This window comes from Bradyrhizobium sp. SZCCHNR1051 (assembly GCF_032489615.1).
GTDB lineage: Bacteria > Pseudomonadota > Alphaproteobacteria > Rhizobiales > Xanthobacteraceae > Bradyrhizobium.
This window is the reverse complement of the sequence record NZ_JAUEYJ010000006.1, coordinates 186,270-205,149: the sequence shown is the minus strand read 5'-3', so window position 1 is coordinate 205,149 and position 18,880 is coordinate 186,270. Positions and strand designations below refer to the sequence as shown.

The following is an 18,880-nucleotide window of genomic DNA, read 5'->3' as shown; positions in this document are numbered from 1 at the left end:
GTGATCCATCGGCGAACAATGCTCAAGCTCGCGCTGGGAACGGCCGGCGCCATCGCGGCGCCCGCGGCGTTCGCGCAAGGCGCAAAGACCGGCACGCGGATCGTCTTCCTCGGCACCAAGGGCGGCCCACGCGTCGGCGTGGGCGCTTCGAATCCGGCCAATCTCGTCGTCGTCAACGGCACGCCGTTCGTGATCGATTGCGGCATGGGCGTCAGCCGTCAGCTCGTCAATGCGGGCGTTCCGATCCCGTCGGTCAAGTACATCCTGATCAGCCACCACCATTCCGATCACAATCTCGAATACGGCAACCTGTTCTACAACGCCTGGGCCGCGGGATTGTCGACGCCGATCCAGTCGTTCGGACCAAAGGGCCTGGAGGCGATGACCAGGAGCTTCTGGGAAACTAACAAGTTCGACGTCGACACCCGCATCGCGGACGAAGGCCGGCCAGATCCGCGGCCACTCCTGGTCGCGAAGGATATCGACGCGGACGGCGTCGTGCTGAAGACGGCGGACGTGACGGTAACCGCGTTCCGCACGCCACATCCGCCGATCACCGACAACTTCGCGTACAAGTTCGAGACGCCCGACGGCACGATCGTGTTCTCGAGCGACACGGCCTATAACCCGAAGCTTGCAGAGTTTGCCAAGGGCGCCGATGTGCTCGTGCATGAATGCCTCTATGTGCCCGCGGTCGATCGGCTGGTCGCCAAGACGAAGAACGGCTCGACGCTGAAGAAGCACCTGCTCGACAGTCACACGACCACGGAAGACGTCGGACGCATCGCCGCGGCTGCAGGCGTGAAAGTGCTGGCGCTCAGCCACTTCGTACCCGGTGATGATCCCGAAGTGACGGACGAGGACTGGACGCGGGACGTCAAGAAGAACTACACGGGCCGCATCGTGGTCGCGAAAGACCTGATGGAATTGAAGCTGCCTGTGTAGCCAAGGCGTACTTCAATCGGCAGCTCGCCTGCATCAGCCGTAGGGTGGGCAAAGGCGCAGCCGTGCCATTTCAACGCTTGAGATCGCAGTTGCGCCGTGCCCACCATCTTGCTGATGAGTTTGCGGATCGACGGTCAATCCTCCGGCGAGGCCGAGCGCACCTTGCCGCGACGGCGCGGTCGTTGCCGCTCACTGCTCGGCTCCGGCTCGGCGTCCTTGATCGCGCCGATCCGGCGCAGCGCGGCTTCGGCGGCGCGCTCGCCGGAGTCCCAGGCGCCGTCGACCGTGCCCCACAGCGTTTCGTGCGTGGCCTCGCCGGCCAGGAACAGCGGGCCCAACGGTTCGCCGAGAATTTTGCGGGCGCCCTGGCTGCCGGGCGTGGCCGCCGACATCGCGCCGAGCACGCCCGGCACCTGGTTCCAGCGCGTGGCTGCGGACGACTTCACCGCTGCGGCGGCTTCACTTCCAAACAGCTTGCCGATCCACTCCCGGGCGAAGTCGGCCATCGCCGCCTCGCCCTGCGCTGATAGTTCGCGGCCGAAGGCGCCGGCAACATCGACGGTACAAAGCGACGATCCACCGATATTGGCAAGCAGCAGACCCGTGCGGTTGGAATTGCTCTGCTCGATGATGACCTCGTCCCGCGACAGGCCGAGCGGATTGCCTGCCAGCATCAGCGCAATGTGATCGTAGCTGCCGAGGCTGAGCTTGGCGGCGGCGTCGAGCTGCCGCTTCGGCAGCTCGGGCGCGAACTTGATGGCGCCTGATGTCAGCACGTTGGTCGACACCGTGAGGATGACGGCGCGCGTCGCGATTCGCCCCGCCGGCGTTTCCACCGCGACGTCGCGGTTGGTCCACACGACGCGCGTTGCCGGAGTCGACAGCGATGACGGCAACGATTCGCCGAGCTTGGCGAGGAACGTGCCCAGCCCCTGCCGGCAGGCCAGCGGAGCGCTGCGACCCTGTGCGCGCGCCTTGTCCATCGCGGAGAGATCGGCGAGATCCTTTCCGGTCGCGCTGGCGCCGAGCACGAACGCGGTGGTGCTGGTCCAGTCGCCCAGATCTTTCGGCAGCGCCGCGGCGCAGGAGGTATCGAGCTTGCCGCGCGCCGCCTCGTCGATGGCGCGATTGGCGCGCACCAGCCCGGCCAGGAACTGCTCGGTCTCGCCAGGCCGCGCATTGCGCCGGCCGACCCGGATCTTCTGCCCCACGGGAGCCGCGACGAGATCGAGTCCGACGCCGCGCGCGAGCCTTCCGATGGGATTGCTGTCGGCGCTGAGCAGCCAGCGTGCGCCGCGATCGAACGGCACGCCGAAGGTGGCGACATCCGTGCTGCAGCGGCCGCCGATCTGCGGCGCGGCCTCCAGCACCACGACCTTGCGGTTGGCGGCCACGATCCGGCGGGCCGCGGCGATTCCCGCCGCACCCGCCCCGATCACGACAATGTCAGCCTCGCGCGGAACAGCCGCCTGCGCGGCGCGGCCTGAGATGGGCAGCGCGGCCAGCGCCGCGGAAGCGGAGAGGAAGCCGCGGCGCGTGAAGTTCATGACATGGTTTCCGAAAGCTTTGAACGAAACGAATACCGACCGAATTTGCCGTATCTGCTGCGCTGCGGCAACCGGGATGGTAAACGCGATACCGTGCGGACTGCTTCGACTATGAACCAAATTGCAACCGCAATCGACCATCATGGAAGAAGGGAAAAGCCGGCGACCGGCCAAGGTCGCCCGGGGAGCGTTATGGGTATCGTGCTCGACCAGATCGGCAAGCTGATTGCCGCCTATCTCCAGAAGGAGATCCCCGGCTATGAGCCGTTCACGCCGAGCGATCCGGACTACCTGCGCAAGGACGTCCAGCCCGGCGACGTGCTGTTGGTCGAGGGCAACAGCCGCATCTCCGGCATCATCAAATATCTCACGCAATCGACCTGGTCGCACGCCGCGCTCTATGTCGGCCCCATCGATGGCGCCGTCGAGCCCGACGGGGAGCCGCATGTGCTGGTCGAAGCCTATGTCGGCGACGGCGTGATCTCGGCGCCGCTGTCGAAATACTTCGCCTATCATACCCGCGTGTGCCGTCCGGTCGGCCTGACCTATGAGGACCGGCACACGGTGTGCCGCTACGCCATCAATCGCATCGGCTTCGGCTACGACACCAAGAACATCATCGACCTGATGCGCTATCTGATCCCGATGCCGGTTCCGCAACGCTGGCGGCGGCGCATGATCGCGCTGGGTTCGGGCGATCCGACCAAGATGATCTGCTCGGCGCTGATCGCGCAGGCGTTCGACGCGGTCCGCTATCCGATCCTGCCGAAGATCACGCGCGCCCCCTCACGGCGCGCCAAGCGCGAGATCCTGCACATCCGCGATTCGTCGCTCTACATGCCGCGCGACTTCGACATCTCGCCCTATTTCGAGATCGTCAAGCCGACCATCGTCAATGGATTCGACTACACGACGCTGCACTGGGCCGACAAGCAGAAGCCGCTCGCGGAGGTAGCGGGCGAGTTCGCCGTGTTTCCAGGCTCCGTCACAGCGCCGCCGCTCGTTCCTGAGGCGGCTGACGAAGAGGCGGCGCAGCCGGTTCCGGCTGAGGAAATGATGATCGAGGAAGTCAGCGAACGGCTCGTCGTCAACGAGCATTACCTCGTCGCCGAGCCGGTGCGGCAGGTCGCGCCGCGCGCGGCTGCCCGACGGCGCAAGGTCGCGGTTTGATCGTCATCCATTCTGCTCAGCGATCCGACCGGCCGATCACGTCCATCAGCTCCGCGATCTTCTGCCGCTGATCGGCCTTGTCGCCGGAGGCGATCGCGTGCTCGACGCAATGCGCGACGTGGTCGCGCAGGATCTCCTCCTCGACCCGGCGCAGCGCCGCCCTCACGGCGGAGATCTGGGTCACGATGTCGATGCAGTAGCGGTTGTCCTCGACCATCTTCGACAGGCCCCTGACCTGCCCTTCGATCCGGCTCAAACGTTTCTGACAGGATGTCTTGATGTCCTCGCGCATGGGGCCTATATACCCCTACAGGGTATAGGTTTCAAGAGGCTGGGCGATGTCGGAAACCAAACACGAGCATGGTGGCGCGGCCGCCGGCGAGGGCGGATGCGGCTGTGGATCGCACGCGCGCGCGGTGGAAACCGGACACAACCAAGCATCCGCGGACAACTGTTGCAGCGATCGTGCCGGCGCTGCGCCTGAGCCGGCGAAGGTCACGGATCCGGTCTGCGGCATGTCGGTCGATCCGGCGACCTCGACGCATCGCTTCGAGCATCAGGGTCACACCTTCCATTTCTGCTCGGCCGGGTGTCGCACCAAGTTCGCCGCCGATCCCGCCAAGTATCTCGCAGCCGCCACTGCACCTGCAGCCGCGCAGTCGTGCTGTGGCGGTCATGAGCACCATGCGCATCAGCATGACCAGGCAAAAGTCATCGACCCCGTCTGCGGCATGAGCGTCGATCCCGCGACCTCGAAGCATCGCTTCGAGCACGAGGGTCACACCTTCCATTTCTGCTCGGCCGGCTGCCGCACCAAGTTCGCGGCTGATCCCGACAAATATCGCGGCGAACGCGAGTCGCCGCCCGCGATGCCGGCAGGCACGATCTACACCTGCCCGATGCATCCCGAGATCCGGCAGGTGGGCCCGGGCACCTGCCCGATCTGCGGCATGGCGCTGGAGCCCGACGTCATCAGCCTCGACGACGCGCCCAATCCCGAGCTCGCCGACATGACGCGGCGATTCTGGATCGGCACCTTGCTCGCCGCTCCCGTCGTCGTACTCGAGATGGGCGGCCACCTCGTCGGCGGCCATGGCTTTATCGATCCGATGTTGTCGAACTGGATCCAGCTCGCGTTGGCGACACCAGTCGTGCTGTGGGCCGGCTGGCCGTTCTTTGTCCGCGGCTGGCAATCGGTCCAGACGCGCAATCTCAACATGTTCACCTTGATCGCGATGGGCACGGGCGTCGCCTATGTCTACAGCGTGGTCGCGACCCTGGCGCCGCAGGCGTTTCCGCCGGCGTTCCGCGGCCATGGCGGCGCGGTCGCGGTGTATTTCGAGGCGGCCGCCGTGATCACCGTTCTCGTCCTGCTCGGCCAGGTCCTGGAGCTGCGCGCACGCGACGCGACGTCGGGCGCGATCAAGGCGCTGCTGCAGCTGGCGCCGAAGACGGCGCGGCGGCTCGATGCCGACGGCAACGATCATGAGGTGGAGATCGCCGAACTCGCGGTCGGCGATCGCCTGCGCGTGCGCCCGGGCGAGAAGGTGCCGGTCGACGGCATCATTCTCGAAGGCCGCTCCTCGCTCGACGAATCGCTGGTGACGGGCGAGTCGATGCCCGTGACCAAGGCCGAAAGCGAGCGCGTCATCGCCGGCACCTTGAACCAGACCGGCAGCTTCGTGATGCGCGCCGACAAGGTCGGCCGCGAGACCCTGCTGTCGCAGATCGTGCAGATGGTCGCCGACGCGCAGCGCTCGCGCGCGCCGATCCAGCGCCTCGCCGACCAGGTCGCGGGCTGGTTCGTGCCGATGGTGATCGCGGCTGCCGTTGCCGCCTTCGTCGCGTGGTACGCGTTCGGTCCCGAGCCACGCTTCGCCTTCGGCCTCGTCGCGGCCGTGAGCGTGCTGATCATCGCCTGTCCCTGCGCTCTCGGTCTCGCGACGCCGATGTCGATCATGGTCGGCGTCGGTCGCGGCGCCCAGGCCGGCGTGCTGATCAAGAGCGCCGAGGCGCTGGAGCGGATGGAGAAGGTCGACACGCTGGTCGTCGACAAGACAGGCACCTTGACCGAGGGCAAGCCGAAGGTGACGGCGATCGTCACCGCGGATGGTTTCGACGAGACCGAGGCGCTGCGGCTCGCGGCAAGCGTTGAGCGCGCCAGCGAACATCCGCTCGCCGCGGCCGTCGTCCGTCATGCCACCGAGCGCAACATCAAGCTCGCCGACGTCAAGGGCTTCGACGCACCGACCGGCAAGGGCGCCCGCGGCGAGGTCGAAGGCAGGGCCATCGTGCTCGGTACCGCGACTTATCTAGCCTCACTCGGCATCATCACCGATACGCTGGGCGTCGAGAGCAAGCGGCTGCGCAGCGAAGGCGCCACCGTGATCACGATGGCCGTTGACGGCAAGCCGGCAGCGCTGTTTGCGATCGCCGATCCGGTCAAGGCCTCGACGCCGGAGGCACTGAAGGCGCTCGCGGCCGACGGCGTCAAGGTGATCATGCTGACCGGCGACAACCGCACCACGGCCACCGCGGTCGCGCGCAAGATCGGCATCACCGAGGTCGAGGCCGAGGTGCTGCCCGAGCAGAAGAGCGCGGTGGTCGCGCGTCTGCGCGCCAGCGGCAAGATCGTCGCGATGGCCGGCGACGGCGTCAACGACGCGCCGGCGCTCGCCGCGGCCGACGTCGGCATCGCCATGGGCACCGGCACCGACGTGGCGATGGAGAGCGCCGGCATCACGCTGTTGCGGGGCGACCTCGGCGGTATCGCGCGGGCGCGAAAGCTGTCGGCGGCGACGATGCGCAACATCCGACAGAACCTGTTCTTCGCGTTCATCTACAACGCCGCCGGCATCCCGATCGCCGCGGGCGTCCTCTATCCCCTGTTCGGCATCCTGCTGTCGCCGATCATCGCCGCCGCCGCGATGTCGCTGTCGTCGGTCAGCGTGGTCGGCAACGCGCTGCGACTGCGGGCGACCGAACTTTGATACAAAGCCGGCGGACTTGCCGAAGCCCGCCGGCATGTCTACCTCTGCCGCGGGCTTTGCAGCGAGGGACCCCGCCATGATCGACGCCGCCATCAAGGCGATTTCGCAGATTTTGTCGCCGCCGATGCGCTCGATCCTGTGGCGCGCGATCGGGCTTGCGCTGGTGCTGGTCACGGTGCTGGCGATCGGGCTGCAGCGGCTCTTGACCTGGCTCGCGACCGCCGGCGAGGGCTGGGCGGAGGCCATGCTCGGGCCGAACTCGCACGGCACCCTGGAGGTGCTCACCTGGATCATCTCGATCGCCGCCGGCTTCGGCGTCGTGTTCGGCGGCATCATGCTGATGCCGGCGATCACCTCGGTGATCGCGAGCCTGTTCGTCGACGACGTCGCGGACCTCGTCGAGCGCGAGCATTATCCGGCCGAGCGCCCCGGCGTCGCCCTGCCCTTCGGCGTCGCCATCATCGAGGGCCTCAAGGCCGCCGGCCTCACCATCCTGATCTATCTGGTCGCCCTGCCCTTCGTGTTCCTGGCCGGCGCCGGCTTCGTGATCTTCTTCCTCGCCACGGCGTGGCTGCTCGGCCGCGAATATTTCGAGCTGGCCGCGATGCGATTCCGGCCACCGGCGGAAGCCAAGGCGATGCGGCGCGACAATGCGGTGACCGTGTTCACCGCGGGGCTGATCATCGCGGCCTTCGTCACCATCCCGATCGTGAACCTGGCGACGCCGCTGTTCGGCATGGCCTTCATGGTCCACCTGCACAAGCGCCTATCCGGACCGCGGCCCGAACTGATCGAGCCGTCGCCGGAGCGCCGGCTGCGCAGCCTCTAGCGCCATCATCCGCGGCGACAGGCTCGCCGCCTTGCCGCGGGCGAAGGGGATCAGCAGGAAGCCGAGCAGCGCGACACCGGCGAGCAGCGACCACGCCTCGTTGACGCACAGCGCGAGCGAGGCCTTCTCCACCAGCGGCCGGACATAGGCGATCGCCTGCTCCTCCGAGACGCCGCGCGGCCGGTTGTGCAGCAGCTCCGGCGCGAGCCCGATCGCCTTGGCCGCCGCGGTATCGCCGGCCAGCAGGCGGTCGCGAAACGCCTGGGCATGCATGGCGACGCGGCCATAGATGATGGTGTCGATCAGCGCGATGCCGATGGCGCCGCCGAGATTGCGCATCAGGTTGAACAGCCCGCTGGCATCGGCGACCTCGGCCTGCGGCAGGTCGCCGAGCGCGATCCGCGTCGGCGGCAGCAGGCAGAACATGATGCCGACGCCGCGCACCACCTGCGGCCAGAACATCTCCTGATAGTCCGCAGCCGGCGGCTGGAACGCGCTCGCGGCCAGACCGAAGCCGAACAGCACGAAGCCGAACGCCGTCAGGAGACGCGCGTCGACCTTGCCGTCCAGCGCCGTCACCAGCGGAGCGGCGATCAGTTGCGCCACGCCGGTGACCAGCATGATCTTGCCGATCTCGAACGCGTCGTGACCGCGCACGAAGGCGAGGAACACCGGCATCAGATAGACCGAGCCGAACAGCCCGATGCCCAGACAGAAGCTCGACAGGCAGCCGAGCGTGAACGACCGCCGCTGAAAGCTGCCGAGCCGCAGGATCGGATGCGGTGAGGCCAGCAGGCGCTGGATCAGCAAAGTGAGGCATGACGCGCTCAGCACCAGGAACGCAATGCAGTTCGACGACAGCCAGCCGCCCTTCGGGGCCTCCTTCAGCCCGAGCTCGAGGCTGGCCAGGGACACCGCGAGCAGCAACAGCGCAAACAGGTCGAGCTTGTCGAGCTCCGCGAGATCCATGCGCTGCTTCGGCAGCAGGCTTGGCGTCATCAACGCGGCGATGATGCCGGGCACGATGTTGATCAGGAACAGCCAGGGCCACGACCAGGTGTTGGTGATGAAGCCGCCGACGACCGGGCCGATGGTCGGTGCGAGCACCGCGACCACGCCGCCGATCGTCGTCGCGACCGCGTGCAGGCGCGGTGGAAACAGCAGGAACACGGCGGAGAACACGACGGGGATCAGGAGACCCCCGAAGAAGCCCTGCAGCACGCGAAACGCCAGCAGCGTGTGAAAATCGCCGCTGAACGCGCAGCCGAGCGAGGCGGCGGTGAAGATGCCGACGGCGCCGACGAACAGCCAGCGCAACGTGAACACGCGCGTGAGCAGCCCGGTGAGCGGAATGGCGATGATCTCGGCGATCAGATACGCCGTCTGGATCCAGCTCATCGCGTCCGGCGTGATGCCGAGCGCCTCCTGGATGGTCGGCAGCGACGTCGCCACCACCTGGATGTCCAGGATCGCCATGAACATGCCGACGCACATCAGGATGAAGCCGAGCCAGGTGGCGAGGCTCGGACGATCCTGCGGCGCGGCCGATGCGCTCATGCGGTCTGGCCGCCGCCGATGCCGGTGAGTGCTTCCGATTCGGCGCGGATGCGGATGAACAGCACCGCCGCATTCAGGCCTGAGAAGATCAACGCGATCAGCGGCAGATGCAGCGCCAGCGGCAGCAGCGCGATCTCGGCTGCGACCACCAGATAGTTCGGATGCGAGATGTAGCGATAGGGACCATCGGTCACCAGCGGCGCACCGGGCAGGATGATGATGCGCGTCGTCCAGCGCGGGCCGAGCGTCGCCAGCACCCACCAGCGCAGACCCTGCAGCAGCACGAAGCCCGACAGCAGCCACGGGTCGACATCCTGGTCGGCACCGAGCAGCCACAGCGACACCAGCCAGGCCGCATGCATCGAGATCATCAGCGGATAATGATCCGCCCCGACCTCGATCGCGCCCATGGCGCGCAGGCGCTTGGTGTTGTGGCGGGCGAGCACGAGCTCGCCGAGCCGTTGCATGGTGACGAGGGCGAGGACGAAGGCGGCGAAGGTCATGCGGCGTTCCTCAATGATACGCAGCTTGCGGTGAACCCAGGTCCGAGCGCAGTCAGCACCGAGCGCGGCGGCAAGCCCCGGGCGCGGGCGCGCTCCAGCACGAACAGCACGGTCGGCGCGGACATGTTGCCGTAGTCGGCGATGATCTCGCGCTCATGATCCAGCGTGCCCTGGCCGAGCGACAGCGCGCGCTCCAGCGCCGTGATCACCTTGGCGCCGCCGGGATGGCAGACGAAGCGGTCGACGTCGGCAGGCGCGAGCTTCATCCGGTCCAGAATCTCGTTGACGGCCGGGCCCATGTTCTCGGTAACGAAGTCAGGAATGGTGCGCTGGAAGATGACGCCGAAGCCTTCAGGATCGACGCTCCAGCCCATGATGTCGAGCGTATCCGGCCACAGCTTCTCGCCGGTCGCCTCGACCCTGATAGCGCCGCCATCGCCAGCGCGCAGGATCGCCGCTGCGGCGCCATCGCCGAACAGGCTCAGCGCGACGATGTTGGCTTTCGTCAACTCATCATGGCGCACGGCGAGCGTGCACAATTCGAATGTCACCAACAGCACATTGGTGCCGGGCCGGGCCTGCGCCAGCCGCGCGGCGATCGACAGGCCCGAGACGCCGCCGGCGCAGCCTAGGCCGAACACCGGCACGCGCGACACGTCCGCGCGGAAACCCAGGCGCCCGGCGACGCGCGCTTCCAGCGTCGGCGTCGCGATGCCCGTCGAGCTCACGGTGACGATGGTATCGATGTCGGCGGCTGCGAGATCGGCCTGCGCGAGCGCCTTGTTGGTCGCATCGATGAACAGCGCCTCGGCGCCTTCGAGATAGGCCTCGGTGCGCTCGGGCCAGCCGCGGCGCTCCATGTACCATTCGATCGGCTTGACGCCGTAGCGCTGGCGGATGCCGGTGTTGGCGAACAGGCTCGCCATCGTGTCGAACTGCGGAAAGCGCGGCGACAGCACCACGCGTGCGGCCTCCATCACCTCGTTCTGGCGGAACTGATGCGGTGGCACCGAGGTCGCGAGCGACACGAGTGCGGCGGTATGGTCCATGCGGCTGATCCTTCAACGTCCCGGCGCAGAAAGGTCCGAGAACGCGGGAATCGTCACGCGCCGCTCACATCGCCCCGGATTATGGGTGTCATCTTATGTCCAATGCGGGCGGCGATGTGGCCCGGCCATGGTGAGACGGCGTCGCGCCGTGACACAATAGTGACTGTCAAACGCGTTCTCAGGCGAAACCGTTCGTCACGCACAACGTATCAGGCGGTCTTCTCGGGCCAGCGGCAGAGGTCCTTGATCAGGCACAGCTCGCAGCGCGGCTTGCGCGCCAGGCACGTGTAGCGGCCGTGCAGGATCAGCCAGTGATGCGCGTGCAGCATGAACTCGGCCGGGATCACCTTCTCTAACCCGAGCTCGACCTCCAGCGGCGTCTTGCCAGGGGCCAAGCCGGTGCGGTTGCCGACGCGGAACACATGGGTGTCGACCGCCATCGTGTGCTCGCCGAACGCCATGTTGAGCACGACGTTCGCGGTCTTGCGGCCGGCGCCGGGCAGCGATTCCAATTCGGCGCGCGTGCGCGGCACCTCGCCGCCGAATTCGCTGATCAGCTTCTGCGACAGCGCGATCACGTTCCTGGCCTTGGTGCGGTAGAGGCCGACGGTCTTGATGGTGTCGCGGAGTTTGTCCTCGCCGAGCGCGATCATCTTCTGCGGCGTGTCGGCGACGGCGAACAGCGGCCGCGTCGCCTTGTTGACGCCGGCGTCGGTCGCCTGCGCCGACAGCACCACGGCGACCAGCAGGGTGTAGGGGTTGAGGTGCTCGAGCTCGCCCTTCGGCTCCGGATTGGCCTGAGCGAAGCGGCTGAAGGCCTCGCGGATCTCGGCCGGGGTCCAGGGCCTGGCCGCGCTCAACGCTCTCTTGACCGGCCGGGCAGGGCTCTTCGGCTTGGCCGTCGGAGCCTTCTTGACGGCCCGTTTCGAGGCGGCCTTAGGGGCTGACTTGGGAGCGGCCTTGGGAGCGGCCTTGTTCAAGGGGCTGCGAACCGGCGCCGGCTTGGCGCGTTGGGGGCGGGTGATTTTGGCCATGATCTGGGTATACTGAGGCCCCATGACGCCAGGCAACGCTTTTGCGTATCAGGAGACCGACACCGACGCCGCTGATCCCGAGCTGTTCGCAGCCCGGCTGACGCCGCATCGCTCGCTCAGCCGCACCGGCTTTCTGGTGCTGATGGTGGTGGTCTGCGCCATCAGCTTCATCGGCGGCCTCGCCTCGCTCATGATGGGCGCCTGGCCGGTGCTCGGCTTCTTCGGCCTGGATGCGCTGGCGATCTACTGGGCCTTCAAGGTCAACTTCCGCCGCGCCAACGCCTATGAGGACGTCTCGATCACCCTGACGGAGCTGCGCCTGCGCCGCGTCAGCCACAAGGGCCACGTCATGGAATGGCGCTTCAACCCGCTCTGGGTGCGGCTCGACCAGGAAACCCACGAGGAGTTCGGCATCGAGCGCCTCTACCTCGTCGCCCGCGGCCAGCGCGTGGCGATCGCGAGCTTCCTGGGCCCGGAGGAAAAGGCCAGCTTCGCCAAGGCGCTGACGGCGGGGCTGCAGGCCGCGAAACGCGGGCCGCTGTACAATCCGCTGTAGGGCGTTATCTCGGCCAGCACTCCCCTGGGGAACGAGGAGCAACCCCGCGGCCGTCCTTGGGTCTCGCACCATGAGGCCACAGCACGGGCCTCGCCCTTCGAGACGCCCGCCTTCGGCGGGCTCCTCAGGGTGAGGAGAGACAGGGCACGAGGATCGTCATGACCGAAGGCGCGTATCTCTACATCGTGCTCTGCGCCGACGGACGCCTGTACGTCGGAACCACGAGGGACATCGCTGGAGCTGAGGGTCGCCCAGCATAATGACGGGACCTTCGGCGGGTACACGTTGACCCGGCGTCCCGTCAAACTGCTCTACTCGCAGTGGCTCGAGCGGATCACGGATGCCATCGAAAGCGAACGCCGCCTGAAGAAATGGAGTCGCGCCAAGAAAGAGGCCTTGATCCGCGGCGATCTCGATGCGCTGCAGGCTCTCTCAGCGCGCAGAACGGCTTTCGGGGGGGAAGACCTTCGCCCGCAAAGAGACCCCAAGGCGATAAGATGAAGCAGTGGTCCATTCCCTCGCCATGAACACGCTGTCGGCGTGTTCGTGGTTTTGCGTGCAGCGGCCGTTTGCGGCGCTTGACCCTCATGGTGAGGAGCGCCGCCCAAGCGGCGCGTCTCGAACCATGAGGCCCGAAACGATCAGCCCAGCCGATCACATTCGCCATAGCCCCCCGATCAGAAATCGGGTGGAGTACCCGCCCCGGCCGCCCTACATCCAAGCCCATGATGACCCTCGCCATTCACGATTCCGCCCTGGCCAAGCCGGGCCCGCAACAGACGGCGGCGCTGCGCGACTACGACGCGGTGCGCCGCGCGATCGCCTTCATCTCGGAACACTGGCGCCGGCAGCCGACCATCGAGGACATGGCCGACGCCGCCAGCCTGACGCCCGACGAGCTGCATCATTTGTTCCGGCGCTGGGCCGGACTGACGCCGAAGGCGTTCATGCAGGCGCTGACGCTCGACCACGCCAAGGGCCTGCTGAAGGGCTCGGCCAGCGTGCTCGACGCCGCACTCGACTCGGGGCTCTCGGGCCCCGGCCGCCTGCACGACCTGTTCGTCACCCATGAGGCGATGTCGCCCGGCGAATGGAAGACCGGCGGCGCCGGCACCACGCTTCGTTACGGCTTCCACCCCTGCCCGTTCGGCATGGCCTTGGTGATGGCCACCCCGCGCGGCCTCGCCGGCCTCGCCTTCGCCGATCCCGGCCAGGAGGCCTCCGCGCTCGCCGACATGAAGAGCCGCTGGCCCCGCGCCACCTATATCGAAGACGTCCCCGGCACCGCCGGCCTCGCCCAGCGCATCTTCGACAAGACCCTGTGGCGGCCCGACCAGCCCTTGCGCGTCGTCCTGATCGGCACCGACTTCGAGGTCCGCGTCTGGGAAACCCTGCTCAAGATCCCCATGGGCCGCGCCGTCTGCTACTCCGACATCGCGACGCGACTGGAGTCCCCGAAGGCCTCGCGCGCCGTGGGCGCCGCGGTCGGCAAGAACCCGATCTCGTTCGTCGTGCCGTGCCATCGCGCGCTCGGCAAGAGCGGAGCGCTGACGGGCTATCACTGGGGGCTGACACGCAAGCAGGCGATGCTTGGGTGGGAAGCGGGGCAGGTGGGGATGGGGTAGTCCTCCTGCGTCACATCCACCGTCATTCCGGGGCACACGCCGCGTCCACCGTAGCTCGAAGAGCGAAGGCGGACGTACGAGCCCCGGAATCTGACGTCAGAAGACGCGGCGGCCACCGCCGTCAGGTCCGACGTAATGCAAGCCAGATGGCTAGCAGGACGAGAAACGCGGCGAACGACCAACCGTTCTGGACAGTCGACAGGGCGGTTAACCAAGGGGCGAGTTGCATCTAGTAACCTCATCGGTTGGTGAGGCTGTCCATTGATACGACGTCGGCCCTACTCGCAACGCACCCTGACGGAAAGGCCGAGCGAACGCGGCGAAAGTAATCGGGGCGGTCAAACACGGACTGGCATGGCGACAAATTCGGATAAAAATAATCCTATTGCGCCTTTACAGAATTTATGATTATCTCCGCCCATCCCGCCTCGACGAGAGGGGCGTTGCGCGCGATCGTCACGACACGCGAGGCGGGGAGCGATGGCCGCGATCTGCCGCAGCGTGTCTCCGGACGCGCCGACGAACGGCTGGCTGCGGACGTGAAGTCGCAGGGTCCTGATACCCCGATGCTGGTATCAAGCCGCGAGGGCGGCAGAGCGCGCCGCGTGGTGATGGTGGCCAACAAGCCCGGCGCACCAGGGAGACTGCGTATAAGCGTTAAGACCGTCGCGCGGGGAATGCCGGTTGTTCCGGCTGGACCTGTGGTGACTGCCGCCTGCTTTTTTTCTGCAGGCGGGCCATGGGTGCGGCCAGCATCCGGCATTCCCCGCGCCCTCTCGATGTTCGGAGGGACATGGTTGAAGCAGGGCTCGGGCGAGATGCGCCGCGAGATCGTGGGGCCGTGGGCGGGGCTGTTTGAGATGTGAATCGGGGAGAAAGATCGGCGTGCCGGTGATCGCACTGGCCGATTCCCTCCGCATCGTCGCGGGCCTCATGGTTCGAGACGCGTCGCAAGGGCGACGCTCCTCACCATGAGGGGCGGCTTCGCATTCGGAGCTGCGAATTGACGATGAGCAGCGTGCTCATGGAAGGGTCGATCTCCGGAGCAACTTACGCCCCTCACCCTGAGGAGCCCGCCGCAGGCGGGCGTCTCGAAGGGCGAGGCCCGGACCTTGGCCTCATGGTTCTCAAGGCGATGCGGGAGCATCGGAGACGGAACGCTTTGGGCGCGCGATCAGCCCGCCAGATCCAGCTTCGACTCCACCGTGGAGTCCGCATTCAGCCGGTAGATGATCGGCACGCCGGTGGCGAGCTCGCGCTTCAGGATGCCCTCCGGCGTCAGCTTTTCCAGCACCATGATCAGGGCGCGGAGCGAGTTGCCGTGGGCGGCGACCAATGTGCGCTGGCCACGCAGGACGCCGGGGAGAATTTCCTGGACGTAGTAGGGCAGCGCGCGGGCCAGCGTATCCTTGAGGCTCTCGCCGCCGGGCGGGGGGACGTCGTAGGAGCGGCGCCAGACGTGGACCTGCTCCTCGCCCCATTTGGCGCGGGCGTCGTCCTTGTTGAGGCCGGAGAGGTCGCCATAGTCGCGCTCGTTGAGCGCGAGGTTTTTGCTGGTCGGCAGGCCGGTCTGGCCGAGCTCGGTCAGGATCAGGTCGAGCGTGTGCTGGGCGCGCGTCAGCACCGAGGTGAAGGCGACGTCGAAGGTCAGGCCCTGGGCCTTCAGCTTGCGGCCGGCCTCCTTGGCCTCGGCCACGCCCTGCTCGGTCAGGTCCGGATCCTTCCAGCCGGTGAACAGGTTCTTCAGATTCCACTCGCTCTGGCCGTGGCGCACCAGCACCAGGAGACGTTCGCTCATCAGTTCGCTTCCATCGACGTTGAACTAGAAAAGGTCCTTGAGGCCGAGCACGTCATCCATCGTGTAGTAACCCGGCGGCTTGCCATGCGCCCACAGCGCCGCCTTCAGCGCGCCGTGGGCGAAGATCATGCGGTCCTCGGCCTGGTGCGACAGCACCAGCCGCTCCGAGGGACCGGCGAAGATGACGCTGTGATCGCCCGCCGCCGTGCCGCCGCGCAGCGAGGCGAAGCCGATGTCGCCGCTGCGGCGCTCGCCGGTGATGCCGTCGCGGCCGCGCGCGGAATGCTCGTCGAGCGCGATGCCGCGGCCCTCGGCGGCGGCGCGGCCGAGCATCAGCGCGGTGCCGGAGGGCGCGTCGACCTTGTGCTTGTGATGCATCTCGAGGATCTCGATGTCGAAGCCGGCATCGAGCGACTTCGCCACCTGCTTCACCAGTGCCGCCAGCAGGTTGACGCCGAGGCTCATATTGCCGGACTGCACGACGACGGCGCGCTTGGTGACGCTCTTGATGACGGCGTCGTCCGACGCGGACAGGCCGGTCGTGCCGACGACGTGGACGAGGCCGCGCTCGGCGGCGATGGCGACGTTGGCGATGGTCGCGGCCGGGACGGTGAAATCGAGGATGCCGTCGGCCTCGGCGGACATGGTCCAGAGGTCGCCCGACAGTGTGATGCCGTTGGCGGGCAGGCCGGCGAGAACGCCGGCGTCCTTGCCGATCAGCTCCGAGCCCGGAGCTTCGAGCGCGCCCACCAGCACGGCGCCGTCGGTTTCGGCGATCGCGCGCACCAAGGCGCGGCCCATGCGGCCACCGGCTCCGGCAACGATCAAGCGCATCTTGGACATGTTAACTCCTCCGCCCCTTCAAGGGCTATAGCCGGGGCTGATAGCGGCGGCAACCGAGCGTGGCCAAGTCGCGGGTGGTCGGGGCGGGCGGCGATCAGGGCTGCGGGCCGTCATAGCCCTCGATGATCACCAGGTCGCCTTGCGAATGCGGCGCGCGCATCGCCACCAGCCGCTGGTATTCGGCAGAATTGTAACATGCCAGCGCGGTGGCGTAGTCCTTGAACTCGATCACGACGTTGCGGGAGCGCGAGGTGCCTTCCTTGGTCTCGTACTGGCCGCCGCGGACCAGGAATTTGGCGCCGTACTGGTGGAACACGGCGCCGTTCTGCGCGACGTAGTCCTTGTAGCCGTCCATGTTGTGCACGTCGATCCGCGCGATCCAATAGGCCTTGGGCATCCCTGTCGTCTCCTTGCTCTCGGTCGCCTTGCTCAGGTTCGGTTGGTCTTGCCGACCAGCGCGACGGCGCTGGCGATGTCGGCGACAATGCTCTCGGCGGCCGCTGCCGGATCGGCGGCGGCGGTGACCGGGCGGCCGACGACGAGGCGGTCGGCGCCGCCGGCGATCGCCAGCACCGGGGTCATGATGCGCTTCTGGTCGCCAACGTCTGATCCCGCCGGGCGGATCCCGGGGGTGACGAGCTGCATGTCAGGGCCGACCAGCGGGCGCACCAGCTCGGTCTCCTCGGGCGACAGGATCAGGCCGTGGATGCCGATCTCCTTGGCCTGCCTGGCGCGGTGCGCCACGAGCTCCTTGACGCCCATGGCGTAGCCGGCGGCGGCGAGGTCGGCATCGTCGTAGGACGTCATCACGGTGACGGCGAGCAGCTCGAGGCTGGAGCCGGCGGCGCCGGCGAGCGCGGCCTTCATGCTCTGGGAGAAGCCGTGCACGGTGAGAAAGCGCGCGCCGAGCCTGGCGATCTGCCGGGTGGCGCGCTCGACGGTGGTCGGGATGTCGTGCAGCTTGAGGTCCATGAACACGTGCTTGCCCTCGGCCGCAAGCCGTTCGGCGAGGCCGAGGCCGCCGGCATAGGTCAGCTCCATGCCGATCTTGTAGAATGTCACGGCGTCGCCGAGCCTGATGATCATGGCTTCGGCATCCGCCACGCTCGGCAGATCGAGCGCCACGATCAGGCGGTCGCGGGGAGCAATCTCGGTCGGCATGTCACCTCACATCGTATGTTGCGCGACAACGATCAGCTCCCGCACCAGGGCGTCGAGCGCCGTGATGTCGGCGGGCAGTTTGAGCCGGTCCATGTCGTTGTAGGCCTTGTCGGCGCAGGCCAGCGCAAGCTGGCCCGGGATCACCGTCGCGTTGCAGGCGGTCAGCATCAGCCGCAACGCGGCAAGCGCGCGGATGCCGCCGAAGCGGTTCTCGGACGCCGCGGCGATCGCAAACGGCCTGCTGCGGAGCACCGCGCCGCGGCTGCCCGGCGGCTCGTCGACGCGCGAGATCCAGGTGATGGCGTTGCTCAGCAGCGGCGGCACCGAGGCGTTGTATTCCGGCGTCACCAGCAGCACGGCATGATGAACGCCGATCATGCGCGTCAGATTCACGGCGTGAAGTGGAATGCCCGATTGGGCCTCGAGATCGGCGTCGTAGATCGGCAGCGGGAAGTCGGCGAGCGAGATGCGGGTGATGTCGGCGCCGGCCTGCACGAACTGATAGGCGGCTGCCGCGGCGAGCTTCGCGTTGTGCGAGCCGACCCGCGTCGAACCGGGGATGATGAGGATCTTCAGCGCGGACATCGTGAGGTCGGTCAACGACCCGCCACGAAGGATCGCGGCCGCCGGTCAGGGCTTGCGATACACCCAGACGCGCGCCGGCGGAAGGTTCATCCAGATGCGCTCGGATGCCTGCGTGGTGACGCCGGGCAGCGACTTCGGAATCGGCGGCACGACGGAATAGGTGAACTGCACGAACGGCGCATTCGGCGACATCGCCGCGAACGCATCGCGGATCAGCTTCATGCGGGTCAGCATCGGCTTGGTCACGAGCGGCAGGCCGGAGACGACGGCGGAGGCCGGGGCGCCCAGCACGTTCCAGAGCGTGTCGCGAAGGCGATAGGCGTCGCCCTGGACCACCTTGGCCTGCGGGTAGCGATCGCGCAGCAGGGCGCAGAAACTCGGATTGTACTCGACCAGCACCAGCCGCTTCTGATCGATCCCATGTTCGACCAGCGCATTGGTGATCGCGCCGGTGCCCGGTCCGAGCTCGATGACGGGGCCTGTCCCGTGCGGATCGACGTACTGCGCCATCGTGCGGGCCAGCAGCCGACTCGACGGCATGACGGCGCCCATGTGCAGCGGCTTTTCGATCCATGAGCGGAGGAAGCGCACTTCGTCGTCCAGACGGAGAGGCTTTTTCGACGCACGCACGGACGTTTGCAAGGGCATCTCAGTACCAGACGGGACCGTCTTCACGGCGATGTCAGAA

General features: G+C 67.2%; 20 protein-coding genes. 8 read left to right on the top strand and 12 right to left on the bottom strand.

Annotated features, from left to right (window positions below):
- Positions 1-945 carry an MBL fold metallo-hydrolase gene (locus QW868_RS09425; protein ID WP_316230407.1) on the top strand — a complete coding sequence of 315 codons (945 nt, stop codon included), beginning with the start codon at positions 1-3 and terminating at the stop codon, positions 943-945.
- Between the two features lie 134 nt (positions 946-1,079).
- On the opposite strand, the gene QW868_RS09420 is transcribed toward QW868_RS09425, so the two are convergent.
- On the bottom strand, positions 1,080-2,492 hold the full coding sequence (locus QW868_RS09420; RefSeq protein WP_315740372.1) for a flavin monoamine oxidase family protein: 1,413 nt from the start codon (positions 2,490-2,492) through the stop codon (positions 1,080-1,082).
- 192 nt (positions 2,493-2,684) lie between these two features.
- Between QW868_RS09420 and QW868_RS09415 the strand changes: the two genes are divergently transcribed.
- The gene (locus tag QW868_RS09415; RefSeq protein WP_315758191.1) at positions 2,685-3,662 is read left to right on the top strand and encodes a YiiX/YebB-like N1pC/P60 family cysteine hydrolase; all 978 of its coding nucleotides are present in this window, start codon (positions 2,685-2,687) and stop codon (positions 3,660-3,662) included.
- A 16-nt stretch (positions 3,663-3,678) separates the two neighbouring features.
- Here QW868_RS09415 and QW868_RS09410 read toward each other — a convergent pair whose 3' ends face one another.
- Positions 3,679-3,954 (bottom strand): metal-sensitive transcriptional regulator, encoded by a 276-nt coding sequence (locus QW868_RS09410; RefSeq protein ID WP_315716843.1) that lies wholly within the window; start codon positions 3,952-3,954, stop codon positions 3,679-3,681.
- A gap of 46 nt (positions 3,955-4,000) precedes the next feature.
- Between QW868_RS09410 and QW868_RS09405 the strand changes: the two genes are divergently transcribed.
- Positions 4,001-6,652, top strand: a complete 2,652-nt coding sequence (locus tag QW868_RS09405; protein WP_316230406.1) for a heavy metal translocating P-type ATPase — start codon at positions 4,001-4,003, stop codon at positions 6,650-6,652.
- A 76-nt stretch (positions 6,653-6,728) separates the two neighbouring features.
- Complete coding sequence (locus QW868_RS09400; RefSeq protein WP_315740375.1) at positions 6,729-7,481, top strand: sulfate transporter family protein; 753 nt, start codon at positions 6,729-6,731, stop codon at positions 7,479-7,481.
- Here the strand turns inward: QW868_RS09400 and QW868_RS09395 are convergent.
- From QW868_RS09395 to nth, 4 genes are all read right to left on the bottom strand, one after another.
- Positions 7,419-9,038 carry a DHA2 family efflux MFS transporter permease subunit gene (locus QW868_RS09395; RefSeq protein WP_316230405.1) on the bottom strand — a complete coding sequence of 540 codons (1,620 nt, stop codon included), beginning with the start codon at positions 9,036-9,038 and terminating at the stop codon, positions 7,419-7,421. The genes QW868_RS09400 and QW868_RS09395 overlap by 63 nt on opposite strands.
- Positions 9,035-9,541, bottom strand: coding sequence for an isoprenylcysteine carboxyl methyltransferase family protein (locus QW868_RS09390; RefSeq protein WP_315813479.1), 507 nt, complete (start codon positions 9,539-9,541; stop codon positions 9,035-9,037). The genes QW868_RS09395 and QW868_RS09390 overlap by 4 nt, the downstream gene beginning before the upstream one ends.
- Entirely contained in the window at positions 9,538-10,590 is a 1,053-nt protein-coding gene (locus tag QW868_RS09385) for a type III polyketide synthase (RefSeq protein WP_315770652.1), read from the bottom strand. Before QW868_RS09385 ends, QW868_RS09390 begins: the two co-directional genes overlap by 4 nt.
- A gap of 209 nt (positions 10,591-10,799) precedes the next feature.
- Complete coding sequence (nth, locus tag QW868_RS09380) at positions 10,800-11,624, bottom strand: endonuclease III (protein ID WP_315813478.1); 825 nt, start codon at positions 11,622-11,624, stop codon at positions 10,800-10,802.
- Between the two features lie 22 nt (positions 11,625-11,646).
- On the opposite strand from nth, the gene QW868_RS09375 reads away from it, so the two are divergent.
- The 4 genes from QW868_RS09375 to QW868_RS09360 all read left to right on the top strand — a co-directional run bounded on the left by QW868_RS09375 (position 11,647) and on the right by QW868_RS09360 (position 14,671).
- Entirely contained in the window at positions 11,647-12,180 is a 534-nt protein-coding gene (locus QW868_RS09375) for a DUF2244 domain-containing protein (protein ID WP_316230404.1), read from the top strand.
- Between the two features lie 285 nt (positions 12,181-12,465).
- Positions 12,466-12,681, top strand: coding sequence for a hypothetical protein (locus QW868_RS09370; protein WP_316230403.1), 216 nt, complete (start codon positions 12,466-12,468; stop codon positions 12,679-12,681).
- 224 nt (positions 12,682-12,905) lie between these two features.
- On the top strand, positions 12,906-13,805 hold the full coding sequence (locus tag QW868_RS09365) for a bifunctional helix-turn-helix domain-containing protein/methylated-DNA--[protein]-cysteine S-methyltransferase (protein ID WP_315778139.1): 900 nt from the start codon (positions 12,906-12,908) through the stop codon (positions 13,803-13,805).
- A 443-nt stretch (positions 13,806-14,248) separates the two neighbouring features.
- Positions 14,249-14,671, top strand: a complete 423-nt coding sequence (locus QW868_RS09360) for a hypothetical protein (RefSeq protein WP_316230402.1) — start codon at positions 14,249-14,251, stop codon at positions 14,669-14,671.
- 308 nt (positions 14,672-14,979) lie between these two features.
- Here QW868_RS09360 and QW868_RS09355 read toward each other — a convergent pair whose 3' ends face one another.
- The 6 genes from QW868_RS09355 to QW868_RS09330 all read right to left on the bottom strand — a co-directional run bounded on the left by QW868_RS09355 (position 14,980) and on the right by QW868_RS09330 (position 18,840).
- Positions 14,980-15,603 (bottom strand): 2,3-bisphosphoglycerate-dependent phosphoglycerate mutase, encoded by a 624-nt coding sequence (locus QW868_RS09355; protein ID WP_315798592.1) that lies wholly within the window; start codon positions 15,601-15,603, stop codon positions 14,980-14,982.
- 24 nt (positions 15,604-15,627) lie between these two features.
- Complete coding sequence (dapB, locus tag QW868_RS09350; protein ID WP_316230401.1) at positions 15,628-16,446, bottom strand: 4-hydroxy-tetrahydrodipicolinate reductase; 819 nt, start codon at positions 16,444-16,446, stop codon at positions 15,628-15,630.
- 94 nt (positions 16,447-16,540) lie between these two features.
- A complete protein-coding gene (locus QW868_RS09345; RefSeq protein ID WP_315759109.1) occupies positions 16,541-16,843 on the bottom strand; it encodes a DUF1330 domain-containing protein in 303 nt (100 codons plus the stop codon).
- A gap of 32 nt (positions 16,844-16,875) precedes the next feature.
- Positions 16,876-17,607 (bottom strand): orotidine-5'-phosphate decarboxylase, encoded by a 732-nt coding sequence (gene pyrF / locus QW868_RS09340; protein ID WP_316163688.1) that lies wholly within the window; start codon positions 17,605-17,607, stop codon positions 16,876-16,878.
- A gap of 6 nt (positions 17,608-17,613) precedes the next feature.
- The gene (locus tag QW868_RS09335) at positions 17,614-18,192 is read right to left on the bottom strand and encodes an NAD(P)H-dependent oxidoreductase (RefSeq protein WP_316230400.1); all 579 of its coding nucleotides are present in this window, start codon (positions 18,190-18,192) and stop codon (positions 17,614-17,616) included.
- Between the two features lie 45 nt (positions 18,193-18,237).
- Positions 18,238-18,840: a class I SAM-dependent methyltransferase gene (locus QW868_RS09330; RefSeq protein WP_315740387.1), complete on the bottom strand. Its 603-nt coding sequence runs from the start codon at positions 18,838-18,840 to the stop codon at positions 18,238-18,240.
- Positions 18,841-18,880: the final 40 nt, after the last annotated feature.

Excerpts from the sequence above, each read along its gene's own strand:
- QW868_RS09420 (WP_315740372.1), bottom strand. The coding sequence starts at position 2,492 with ATGAACTTCACGCGCCGCGGCTTCCTCTCCGCTTCCGCGGCGCTGGCC.
- QW868_RS09415 (WP_315758191.1), top strand. The coding sequence starts at position 2,685 with ATGGGTATCGTGCTCGACCAGATCGGCAAGCTGATTGCCGCCTATCTC.
- QW868_RS09410 (WP_315716843.1), bottom strand. The coding sequence starts at position 3,954 with ATGCGCGAGGACATCAAGACATCCTGTCAGAAACGTTTGAGCCGGATC.
- QW868_RS09405 (WP_316230406.1), top strand. The coding sequence starts at position 4,001 with ATGTCGGAAACCAAACACGAGCATGGTGGCGCGGCCGCCGGCGAGGGC.
- QW868_RS09400 (WP_315740375.1), top strand. The coding sequence starts at position 6,729 with ATGATCGACGCCGCCATCAAGGCGATTTCGCAGATTTTGTCGCCGCCG.
- QW868_RS09395 (WP_316230405.1), bottom strand. The coding sequence starts at position 9,038 with ATGAGCGCATCGGCCGCGCCGCAGGATCGTCCGAGCCTCGCCACCTGG.
- QW868_RS09390 (WP_315813479.1), bottom strand. The coding sequence starts at position 9,541 with ATGACCTTCGCCGCCTTCGTCCTCGCCCTCGTCACCATGCAACGGCTC.
- QW868_RS09385 (WP_315770652.1), bottom strand. The coding sequence starts at position 10,590 with ATGGACCATACCGCCGCACTCGTGTCGCTCGCGACCTCGGTGCCACCG.
- nth (WP_315813478.1), bottom strand. The coding sequence starts at position 11,624 with ATGGCCAAAATCACCCGCCCCCAACGCGCCAAGCCGGCGCCGGTTCGC.
- QW868_RS09375 (WP_316230404.1), top strand. The coding sequence starts at position 11,647 with ATGACGCCAGGCAACGCTTTTGCGTATCAGGAGACCGACACCGACGCC.
- QW868_RS09365 (WP_315778139.1), top strand. The coding sequence starts at position 12,906 with ATGATGACCCTCGCCATTCACGATTCCGCCCTGGCCAAGCCGGGCCCG.
- QW868_RS09355 (WP_315798592.1), bottom strand. The coding sequence starts at position 15,603 with ATGAGCGAACGTCTCCTGGTGCTGGTGCGCCACGGCCAGAGCGAGTGG.
- dapB (WP_316230401.1), bottom strand. The coding sequence starts at position 16,446 with ATGTCCAAGATGCGCTTGATCGTTGCCGGAGCCGGTGGCCGCATGGGC.
- QW868_RS09345 (WP_315759109.1), bottom strand. The coding sequence starts at position 16,843 with ATGCCCAAGGCCTATTGGATCGCGCGGATCGACGTGCACAACATGGAC.
- pyrF (WP_316163688.1), bottom strand. The coding sequence starts at position 17,607 with ATGCCGACCGAGATTGCTCCCCGCGACCGCCTGATCGTGGCGCTCGAT.
- QW868_RS09335 (WP_316230400.1), bottom strand. The coding sequence starts at position 18,192 with ATGTCCGCGCTGAAGATCCTCATCATCCCCGGTTCGACGCGGGTCGGC.
- QW868_RS09330 (WP_315740387.1), bottom strand. The coding sequence starts at position 18,840 with ATGCCCTTGCAAACGTCCGTGCGTGCGTCGAAAAAGCCTCTCCGTCTG.